6 protein-coding genes are annotated in these 11415 nt (G+C 54.1%); 5 read left to right on the top strand and 1 reads right to left on the bottom strand.

Annotated elements, in window-relative coordinates; genetic code table 11:
* Positions 1 to 44 precede the first annotated feature (44 nt).
* A complete protein-coding gene (locus ACJYUO_RS21515; RefSeq protein ID WP_494347353.1) occupies positions 45 to 2276 on the top strand; it encodes an Eco57I restriction-modification methylase domain-containing protein in 2232 nt (743 codons plus the stop codon).
* A gap of 22 nt (positions 2277 to 2298) precedes the next feature.
* Here the strand turns inward: ACJYUO_RS21515 and ACJYUO_RS21510 are convergent, their stop codons facing one another.
* Positions 2299 to 6111 carry a helicase-related protein gene (locus ACJYUO_RS21510; RefSeq protein WP_494347352.1) on the bottom strand — a complete coding sequence of 1271 codons (3813 nt, stop codon included), beginning with the start codon at positions 6109 to 6111 and terminating at the stop codon, positions 2299 to 2301.
* 123 nt (positions 6112 to 6234) lie between these two features.
* Here ACJYUO_RS21510 and ACJYUO_RS21505 point away from each other — a divergent pair, with 123 nt between their 5' ends.
* The 4 genes from ACJYUO_RS21505 (at position 6235) to ACJYUO_RS21490 (ending at position 10977) form a co-directional block, all read left to right on the top strand.
* Entirely contained in the window at positions 6235 to 7959 is a 1725-nt protein-coding gene (locus ACJYUO_RS21505; RefSeq protein ID WP_494347356.1) for a DUF2254 family protein, read from the top strand.
* Positions 7956 to 8183: a DUF8139 family protein gene (locus ACJYUO_RS21500; RefSeq protein ID WP_494347351.1), complete on the top strand. Its 228-nt coding sequence runs from the start codon at positions 7956 to 7958 to the stop codon at positions 8181 to 8183. Before ACJYUO_RS21505 ends, ACJYUO_RS21500 begins: the two co-directional genes overlap by 4 nt.
* A gap of 369 nt (positions 8184 to 8552) precedes the next feature.
* Positions 8553 to 8723 carry a hypothetical protein gene (locus tag ACJYUO_RS21495; RefSeq protein WP_494347350.1) on the top strand — a complete coding sequence of 57 codons (171 nt, stop codon included), beginning with the start codon at positions 8553 to 8555 and terminating at the stop codon, positions 8721 to 8723.
* 316 nt (positions 8724 to 9039) lie between these two features.
* The gene (locus ACJYUO_RS21490; protein WP_494347349.1) at positions 9040 to 10977 is read left to right on the top strand and encodes a hypothetical protein; all 1938 of its coding nucleotides are present in this window, start codon (positions 9040 to 9042) and stop codon (positions 10975 to 10977) included.
* The last annotated feature ends 438 nt before the right edge of the window (positions 10978 to 11415 follow it).

Genomic DNA, 11415 nt, shown 5'->3' with positions numbered 1-11415 from the left:
ATTCGCTCTGAATTGATTTTTACTGCGTAGAGGAGATATTCGTGATGTTGTGGAGTAAGTCAGCTCTGTCAGTAGTTTCTTTGTATTTCTGTGAAGGAAGTCACGGTCACTGGGGGGTAGATATTGACCAGGGGGCGGTGGAGATCTGTAAACTCCGTCTCTGGTTGTCGATGGTCGCGGACATTGAGGACGAACCAAACGAAGTCGAACCGCTGCCGAACATCGACTTCAACATTCGGCAGGGGAACTCGCTGATGGGGTACGTGTCGTTCATGGACGACGACGACACAGAGGCCCAGCAAAATACTCTGCTTGAGTGGGGAGCCGTGGAAAACAAAGTCGAAGCCAAGTATAGTGACGTTCTGGAGGCGGTTCGGGGTCACAAGAACGCTGTCAGTAGCGAGGCTGCACAAAAGAAACGCGCTGAAGCGGAACAACTCATAAAGAGCTACAGCAGCGACTTTGATGCTAGCATTCTCAGTCGCTTTCACGAGATCGGCTACGAGGACATGGAGATAGAGGACCTTCAGGAGTTCTCACCCTTCCATTGGGTGCTGGAGTTTGCTGGGGTCTACGCTGACGGCGGATTCGACGTTCTGATTGGAAACCCTCCATGGGACCGTCTCAAACCCCTCCGTGACGACTACTTCTCCAAGTACGATGAGGTGTTCCGTCAGCGGATGCCGGACAACAAAGACGAAAAGCAAGATGAGCTGCTGGAAGACGAGGAGATAGCCAAAGGATGGGAAGAGTACCAGCATGAGATGGAGATGCGGGCGGAGTACTACAGTAACTCACCAGACTACGAACTCCAGAGTCCGACTGTCGGCGGGACGAAATCCACTACCGAGAACGACCTGTCTGCACTATTCTTCGAGCGGGTCTTCAAGCTCGCACATGACGAAAGTTACGTCAGCCAAGTTCTGCCGGGAGTAATCTTCAATGGTGCATCGGCCAAGGACTTGCGTCTCCACCTTCTCAACGAGACGGATCTGAAGGCGTTACCTATCTTCACGAACCGTGGCATCTTCGAGGGCGTTCATAACCAGTTCGTCTTCGGCGTACCGGTTTTCGAGGGTTCGGGTGAGACAGATGAAGTGTACGGCGGGTATAGAGACGGTGACCTGAGCCTACTGAGAAATCTAGAGAGTGAAGGAATGTATCTCTCTCGTAAGGTCCTTGAAGAGTACTCTCCTGAAGCACGCATCTTCCCGTACCTCGAAGAAGAGAAAGAAGTTGAAGTTCTAGAGAAAATCCTTGACCATCCACCTATTTCGGAGAGAGAAGACGGTAGTTGGCATGCTCAGCCGTACCGTGAACTGGACCGAACTAACGATCGAGATAGATTTGTCGAAGATGAAGAGAAGGGAGATTATCCCGTTCTCGGTGGGAGCAACGTCTACCAGTACGCATACAGCCCAGACTATGTGGATGATCTTGAAGCAACGAAATTCTGGAGTGTTGACGAGGAGAAGGATCCAGACAAGAGTGCCAAAAGGCGGATTCGAGAGAAAAATCACCGGAAGCTGAAACGTGGACTCTACGATGCCTTCGATGGGTCGCCGTCAATGTCGCAGAAAAAATTCGTTAATCAAATACTGAACCAGCATCGCGGTGAGAGGCTTTCTGAGGAAGACGTTCTGCTGGATTGTACTGAGTGTCGGATTGTGTTCCGGGATGTCGCACGGGCCAACGATGAGCGGACTATGATTGCATCTGTTATTCCAAGCGGGACTGTGTGCGTCAACACGCTCCATACAATCCGTCCATACACAATTGAACCAGACGAAGATGATCTATCTACAAAACCACTCCACGGCGTGTACGAGAGAGTGTTTTCCGATGAAGAACTCTTTGCGGCCTTAGGTCTGCTCAATAGCATACCGTTTGATTTCTTGATGAGAACTAAGAGTGACACACACATCGTGATGTACAAATTTGAGGAATCTCAGATTCCTCATCTCACGGCAGGCGACGATTGGTTTGAGTACATCTCGAACCGCGCCACACGGCTAAACTGCTACGGCGACGAGTTTGAAGAGATGCGTGAGCGCCTTGGTGGTGTCCAACCTGCCACTGACAAAGACGAACGGCTGAGGCTACAGGCTGAGATTGACGCCGCCGCATTCCACGCATACGGTCTCAACCGGCAAGACGTAGCGTTTGTTCTTGAGGACTTCCACCGAGTCAACAATCCGAGAAAGATGACGCAAGAGTACTTCGATATGGTATTCGAGAAGTACGACGAGTTGGAAGAAGAAGGACCCAAACCGTAGGTGTAGCAACAGTCGGAACTGCCTACGACCCCACTACGCCCCAGCACATTAACCAGGCTTGCACCTCACTTTCTCCGACCAACTTAGCTTGGTACTCCGTCGATTCTTCCACGTTCTCCTCCAGGAACGATTCTAACTCTTCTAAGAACTCCACCGGTGGCCAATCTGGGAACGAATCATACTGCTCGTTATGCCGGAAGGTCTCCCGAAGGATATGATCTTCATCAGTATTGGTTAACTTCACGTCCTGTAAGCGTTCTCGGAGGTCCTCAGCCCAATCATCGAGTGTCTCGTGCTCGTCTACAGGAGCGGCCATCTCGCCGTGGTTCGGTTGTACGTAGTGTGCGATGAAGTCTAGAATCGTTTCCTGCTCTTTCGAGAAGGAGTCCCCCTGTTTGAATGCACCCTCCACTTGGCCTTCTCGAATCGCTTCGAGACGGTCGTCAAGCACCTCTTGGATTGCTTCCCGGTTGGAGAGCACGTTGTCGGCATTCCCCGTGATCGGTTCTCCACTCACGTCGGGATCGATTTTGAGGGTTCCGACAGGCCGTTCTTTGACTTCGTCTGTGAACGGTTTGTAGTAGAAGGCCCGCCGCACACGGCCTAGTGGTGATTCGTGGTCGTCGTCATCGAACCAGAGGTGTGCGAGCCCGAACACGCCCGGACGTGGGCCGGAATCATGGTCGGTGATATTCGTATACAGGCGTTCGCGCTCCCCGGGAGGTTCCTCAAAGTAGTCTGCGGCGTACTCGAAGTCGTCTTCTGAGAGCCCGAACTCCTCGTTCAACTCCTTCTTGAGCAGGAACCGCTCGTACGCGGCGTGCTCGTTACTCCCCGCATTTCGAAGGAGCGGGTTCTTACTCGTATCATCGAGTTCGTTCACGTCCTCGATCTCTCGTGACTTCTGTAGCGAGTCTTCGATCTCGTCCACCTGCAACTCGCCAATCGTCTTTTCCGTTTCTACACCGGTCTTCTCCAGTATCTGGTCCTCGTTCGGGTCCAGGATGTTGTTCTCTTTCCCAACAATGAGTGCGATATCGTTGATCTTCGCCTGTAGCCGCTTCAGGAGCTTAATGGCGGCCTCGATGTCTCCATCAGGGTAGAAGTTGTGGACGTACTTCTCTTCGGTACTCCCGATCCGGTCGATACGCCCCACGCGCTGAACGATCCGCATCGGATTCCACGGCAGATCGAACGATATTTGGACAGACACGTCCTGGAGATTGACTCCTTCCGATAGGGTGTCGGTTGCTATGACGTACTGTAGTTCAGATTCACCGGATTCGGCCAGCGTTTGCTGGTACCCCGAGGCTTCGGGGGCGAATCGCTGAATGACGTCTTGCTTGTTTTCATCACCGCCTTTGACGACAGCACTATTAGCCTCTGTGAGTGGCGAGTCAGGGTCGTTGAGAAGCGTTCGGTGGACGTAGTCTGCCGTGGCACGGTATTGGGTGAAGACAAGGATCTTCTCGTTATCGTATCCGTTGAGAACATCTGCGAGTCGCTCGACCTTCGGGTCACGAAACTCCCGTAACGAGAACACCGCCTCGTAGAACTCTCGTGTCGCCTCATCAACGTCACTCAGGTCACTTCGCGGGTAGAGAATCGGGTTTAGTTCTTCTTCGGGAACATCTGGGAGGACACCGGCATTATGATCGTGAAGCCACTGTCGTGTCGTAACAGCTTGGTCGCTCACATCGCCGGAGTCCTGTGCGATATCACCGATAAACTGCGACAAGAAGTACGCCAGCAGCGTCAGGTCCTCTCGAATATACGTCTTCACCTCACCAATTGTTGCATCTGCTAATTCGTCCGTACTGTCACTCTCAGCGTCTTCATCGGCACGGACCGCGGTCGCATCGAATCCAAACTCTTCCAGCGTCTGTTCGAGGTCTTCGGCGGCATCATCTCCTTCTACAAAGTCATCAAGCGTCTCCGATTCTTCGTCGTCCTGAGCAGTACGCAGCACATCGATCTGCACATCTTCTGGAAGTCCATCAAGAAGGCCGAGGAGTTGACGTTCGCTACGGTGTAGCGTTTCAATGGACTGTACGAACGCGTACGTCGAAGACTCCAACCGCTTGAGCAGGTTTAGCTTATACAGCGCCTTCAGTGTCCCCCCAGCTTTCGGGTTCTTCACCGTGATGTGCGGAAGGTGGAGCGCGTCCATCACGTCCGGCAGCATCCGGTACACTGGCTGGTATGCCGCCGGGAGCGAGTACTGCTCCTTGCTGAGCGTTGGCGGCTTGAAACTCATCTCGAAGTCCTCCTCATCCTGGATTTGGTCTTTGACGTGCTTCCGCGTCCGGAGTACCATTACCTCATTCAGAATTTTCGATATCTCCTCCGAATGCCGCTGGAGTTGTTCGGTGATTTTTCGTTGTTCCTCCTCGGTGGCTTCATCCTTCCCCGCAGCGATCTTCTTTCGCGTCTCAGAAAGTTCGATGTATTCTTCGAAGGCGTCGAAGTTCAGTGATGCCTTGTTCCGAAGTTCTTCCGGGCTGGTGAACAGGCTGATGAGGTTCTCTAAGTCGGTCGCGGAGTTGTTGATCGGCGTCGCCGTCAGCATAATCATTGTTTTCCCACGGAGCTGACGCAAGTTCGCGTGCCGCCGAGTGCCTTTGTAGTCGTCTTCGTCTTCTGGGTTGGGTCGCCACTTCCCGTGATTCCGGAAGCGGTGAGCTTCGTCAATCAGGACGACGTCGAACGCGTTTTTGAGATCCTGTACCTCATCGTATGTGAGGTTCTGAAACTTGCTAATGCTCATCACGTCCAAGTGTGTCCCATCGATTTCGAGTCCGAAGTATGGATTCCCGTCTTCGTCTGTGTCGTCTTGGAGGAGGTCTTCCCACTGTTCGGTGAGATTCGCAGGCACGACGAGGAGACAATGGTCACCACGTTGGCGGTAGTCATGCAGGAGTTCACCGCCGATGAATGATTTCCCAAGCCCGACAGAGTCGGAGATGATGCAGCCATTGAACCGAGAGAGTTTCTCTTTCGCGCTTTCGTATCCGAGTATCTGGAAGTAGTACAGCGGGCTGTCCCGGATGTTGACATTCCCGCTCAGTTCGTCGTATGCCAGAAGCTTGTACAGTTCGAACGGCTCGATGTACGTCCCTAGGTCATCAGGCGTGTCTTCATCATCTGGCTCGTCTTCTTGTTGTTCCTGCCAGTCTTGGTACTTTTCGCTGTTCTCGATGATCCGGATGATCTCTTCGCTGAAGTCCTTGGCATTCGCCCACTGGTTATCATACCAGTCTTCGAACGCCTCTGCTTCAGGACGATCTTGACTCGTAAGATTTAATTCGATATTGTTTCGGTGGCCACTCGCGGTGAAGTTTGAGGACCCGACAATCGTCGCACAGGGACGCGCATCCGTATCATCGTCAGTCACCCAGTCATTATCGTCCTGTGGCGCTCTAAATGAGGCACCTTTTGCGTGGAAGTAGCCATTCTCTGGATTTCGCACACGGACGCTAACCTTATCTTCGGCTATGAAGTCTCGCAGCCGGTCCAACCGTCCTAACTGAGCGTTGTTGAGCTCCTCAATGCTCTCTTCGACCTCATCTCTGAGTTCGTCACGTAGGCTTTGTCCCTCTCCGATTTCATCTGCTGTACTCCGATTCGTTTGTCGCCCCATCAATATACGAAGGGGTGCGTGACCAAGTTCGTCTGGGTCAGCGAGTTGTTCGAGATCTTCGCGATACAGATCAAATCCAGAAAGGTAGAAGTAGCCGGTGGCGATTCGTGCTTCTTCGATTTGTGGGATAATCTTCCTGTAGATGTCTTCGACAGTTCGATTGGCGTTATCGACGAGGGGAGGGAGAGAAATCATCGTGTTGCCGAATGTATTCCTCAAGGTGACTTAGTGTTTGGTGAGAAAACTCGAGTCCATCTATCGGCTTACCATTGACAGAATTATGTGGTAGTAGTGAGCAGTCCGGATGGGACCAAATTAATGAATAAACGGGATCGGAGAGGAAGGCTCTCAGCGTGGGCTTATCCCCTCATTGTTCGATATATCCTCCTCACGCTTACCGCGGCCGGAGTGGTCGGGATGCTGACTGCTATCCTCAACCCGGCTGTTGAGACCGAAAATATCAGGGCACTACTTACGACCCTAGCGACGGCAGAAGCCTCAGTTCTGGCAATCGTGTTCTCCGTAACCGTCGTCGCTCTGCAACTCGTTGTAACACGGTATTCAGCCCGCCTCACCTCGCTCTTCGTCAAGGAGCCGCTGTTCCGCACGACATTCGCGCTCTTCGTTAGCGCCATTACGTTCAACCTGCTCGTCGTCTATCTGCTCCCGATACAGAACAGTCGCCTAATGAACGCGGCCGTCGGGATCGCATTTGCGCTTGCTGCGGTCTCCACGTTTGCTCTCTACCGATTCATCCAGCTGATGATCCAGCGCAGTTCACCCGACGATCTCATCTCGGTGTTAGTCGAACGGGAACTCGCTCCCGACGAATACCTTCCAGCGACCGCTACGGAGTTCAGCGAGATCGAAGTACATCCGATTCGCCCACTGTACCGAACGATTGCTCGGGCCATCGAGCTGGGCGAATACCAAACCGCAGAACAGGGGATCGACGGACTTCGGACGGTTCTCACCCGGACGTTCGAGTACCTCGAGAACGAGCACTCCGAGGAGGATGCCGCCCAGTACGCATCTGCTGTTTCGACTGAGGTCCTCACAGAGTATGTCCCGCCGATTCTAGAACAGGCGTACACCCACGAGCAATACGATCTCGTTTCGGACGCAGCTGCCGATATCGAGGCAGTTGCTCTCGACGGGTTCAATCGAGGGTTCACTGACGTCACCAAGGATGTTTCTGAGGGGCTCGGAGACGCGTTTGATGCGGCTCCCTTGACTTGGGAAGGGAATCGCCTTCGGAGCCCAGTCAAAGAGTCACTACTCGAACTGACAACAGCCACAGCAAGCAACGCTGACTACTCAACATTTCGAGCAGTCTACCACCCGCTGGATTACCAACTGACGCTGCTCTTGCGACGCCGACCGGATTCGAACGTGACCCACCACCTCGTTGGGGATTACTACAGTCGAGAGATCGTCGAGATATTCGAGGCTCTCGTCGACCGGTACGGCCCTGCCGTGCAAGATCAGGACATCAATTGGATCTCCCCTACTGAGGGACAGAAGTGGATACTCCCTGATGAAGCGGAGTCACTCCGGCGCGGTTGGCGTGAGTATGCTAGCTTCACAGAGACAGTTCTACGGTATCGCGTCTCAGAAGACGAGTATCCGTTTGTCGAAGGCTCGATCGATGAAGGATGGAGGCGGATCACGCAGTGTGCTGCTGATGGTGGAATAGATGATCTGGCAACGCTGTGCTGTATATCGACGATTCAGCTCGCATATCGCGTCGACCAGCTTGAGGAAGGCCGTCTTGGAAGGTGGACGAACAACCTTGGACGTCTCAGATTGGACTACGATCCGGCCATCGTTGATCGGGCATTCGCACTCCTGAAAGCAGGCGAACAGCCGGAGGGACAAAATATCTCAGTTCGAACGGTTGACCCGACGTCGACAGACGCGGACCAGGGATTCATTGAACGGTACCTCAACACTGAAGAGGAAGAGACACCGTTTGAGGAGTGGATTGTGGAGTTCGAGAGTGATGTCAACGAACGAACGGAGTACCTTCGGGAGCAAGAATGACGGAACACCAGTTTGAAGAGGGAGATCACGTCCGAATCGATATCCCTGATGAGACGGACCCGGACTTCAGCCGGCTCCACGGCTGTCACGGCGAGATCGTCGCCATCTTGGAGGACGACGCCGGCGCCGTCACAGGCGATGATCGCGACGCCGTGCTGTACCGTATTCAGTTGGACGACGGGACGGAAACGGATGTTCGGTGGCGCGATCTCCGGCCACCCTGATGTCTCGTTCTCACGTTGCTGGCCAATATGTGGTGCGTATTTGCAGTACCTATTCTGTAGGGTGTTGACGAGGTAGAGGTGGAGTTAAATCGCAATAGCTAGCTGTTTTAGCCCAATATAGTAGTTTCTATAGGATTACTTAACGCAAACGCTATCCTCACCGTCGCGACCGTCAAGAAGTCATTAAGCCCCGTGCTAATAACACAGACGTATGTCCCGTTAGGAGCACATTGACCTCCAACAGGCACTCACCTACGACGAAGAACTCACCCTCTACCGAATCACGCGGATGTACCTCGGCCAACCGGAAGGGTTCGATGATCTTGAGATCACTAGCGGGATCGAGGACGACTATCTCCTCCCGCAGCGATGCCTGATGACGACCAAATCGCCATCGGCGACGCTGATCTCGCTGACCTTGAGGAAAAGGGGTTCATAACCCAGGAAACCGTGATGCGATGGAACTACTGGGGCCTCACAGAGAAGGGAGAAGCAGCAGTTTCAGTAGTTTTGTGTGGATATCGTAGCCACAACCGCTGATTGAGTAGTAGCCCCAATAACTTGGATTCCAGAGTATCTCTTATCTTCAATCCCTCGTCGAAAAGCGGCTCGAGGTGGTAGAACAATTTGCTGATAGGTGATTTGGGATAACCGTGGTCATGCTCTTCGAACAGCCAGTCGCAAACGATAGCGGCAGCTGTCCGTTCAATCGTGAACGGGTGGGTAGTATCTCTCGTCTTTCGAGCTTCATGCTCGTGGGATAGACAAACCTGTCCCACACCTCGAAGGATTACTACGTTGTCGAGCAATCAATCAATCGGGACGGTTAACTTGACACTGCTTCATAATTAGATAGATGACTGGTACTGATCTCGAAGACTGCTGTCGGGGCGCCCACGCAGCTTCTCAAAAAGGCGAATTTACTCAGGCGATCGTCTGGGATGCGTGCCGATCTGGGATCCGTGATGCAATCAAGACTCAACTCGACGATGACGACCAGTCCTCACCAGTAATTATTGACGGACTTCCGACGATCGGGAAAACGCGACACGCAAAAGAGATCGCGTTCGACCTAGATGTCCCGGCCGCAATCCTCACGCACCGATACGAGACGCGGGACCAACACCTCGACCTCGCTGCCGAGCATCAGAAAACGGTAGTTGAAGTTCCAACGCTCGACCGGGACTGTCCAACCCGCCGAGGAGAGTACGGATCCGATTGGGCCGAGCGAATCAACGACTATCGGTTGCGGGGAGCCTCACCGACGTATCTTCACTACTATCTGCAAGATGTGCTGCCCTGTATGCAGGACGGTGATTGTCCGTACCTCGCGCACTGGGACACAGTCGAAGGAGCGGACATCATCGTCGGCGGGTCAGCCCACGCCGCCCTTGAGCGCGTTGTAGACGACCGCGTCGTCATCTTCGACGAAGACCCAGGAACCGCCTATCGAACAGAATTTGACGCGAATCAACTCTCAACAGCGATTTCAACCTTTCTCAGCAAGAACGACGACTTGCCGATAGACAACCACTTCGGGTTAATTGGAGCTGCAACAAATGAGGGGATGGAGGCGATACGAGATGGGATTCGTGAGGAACTCTCAGATAACACTTCTATTGCCCGCCCAACGGAGGCAGTCGACGATGATGACGGCCATGCCGAGGCCCCAACTGCAGTGCTCGCTATGCTCGAACTCGGCGGACCGATTATTGGTGATACCGCACCGACGGAGTATGACTGGGATGATCAGCTTCGGGAAGAAGCAGGACTTGATTATGTCGAGCTTCCAGACGGGTCACAGGTTGTCTACGATCATGCCGAATCACGGGTTGTCATTCGACGACCACCGGCTCTTGATGATGTCCGCGCAGTGGTCGGGCTCGATGGAACGCCGGTCGAAGAGCTCTGGCGTGGACGGCTTGGTGTCGACGATATCGAGAGTCAACGGATCCTCTGCGACGACTGCCGGGCCCGGTATCTCCGCGACGTCATCGGCTACGAGTTCGTACAGACGACTTCGCACGTCAAGCCATACAGCAGTGGTGAATACGTCAATCGCCGGGGCGACTTTGGGGTGATCGAGGCTGTCGCAAATCGTCACTATACAACACCAGGCGTCATCACGACCAAGAGTGCAGCTGAGCGCCTCTTCGAAGAGCCACCCAGTGAGCCGTTTATCGACATCGAACGAGTGACTGACCGAATTGCAGACATCAAACACTACGGTGCGCTCCGGAGTAGCAACGACTTCACAGGGACGGAGGTGGGGGTCGTACTCGGTTCCCCCCACCCGGGAGACCGTCCGCTTCAGATTACGGCCGCACTGGAAGGCTACACGGCGGTGAGAGGTGACGAGGGGAAGGGAACAGACCTCGACTACGGGATTCCTGAACGGCCGTTTCTCCGGCACTATCGCGAACACAAGATTGCCCAAGCTGTCCTCCGGTTCGGCCGAACGACGGCTGCGACGGTCTACATCCACACAGGGGTACTCCCTGAGTGGTTAGCCGAGATGGTCACGGTCGGGCCAGAGACTCTCACGATCCAAGAGCGTTCCGAGGGGCAACGTGGTGTAATTCGCGCGCTTCTGGACGAGGGACCGGGGACAGCCACCGAGATCACGAATCGGGAGGATGTCTCAATCGGCGAGAAACAAACCCGGGATTGGCTGAAACGACTCCGGGCGGAAGGGTATGTCTCTCGTGGTGACTCCCAGCCATACACGTGGGCTGCCAACGACCTGGCTGACGCTCCGCATACCGCCCACGTGCGCCTGCCTGAACTCGAGTAGTGGGCGAAAGTATTATCTCCCCCACCAATGCGCTATCGGTTGATTTCTGCGAAATCAGAAGCAGCTCGCGACGGCCCGCCTCGCATCAATCACATACCATCCGAATCCGTATCTCTAACCCTGGATCCGACCCTCTCTATGTCTGGACTAAGCTGACTTCCCTTCGCTAAACTGAGCCACTCCGTATAGAGTTCTATACGTCCTACCTCAGGTTTCCTGACCTTCCCTCTCTATCCCATCGGAACTGGTCCTCACACGACTCACTGTGACCTATCCCTTTCTGAACGATGCCTGAACTTCCACCATTGAATCGAGACATGTGTCTCCATCGTTGAATTTCCCTGGGTGATTCGGCCATCGCGAGGCGGGCCGGCGCGGGGGCGCGCCTCACCGAAAGTGGAGCGCGCCCGTCGCGAGATTGCGACGGGCGCGCGGCCG

Source organism: Natrinema sp. CRL1, assembly GCF_059162405.1.
Note: the sequence above shows the minus strand (reverse complement) of the source record. Positions and strands in the feature narration are given on the sequence as shown.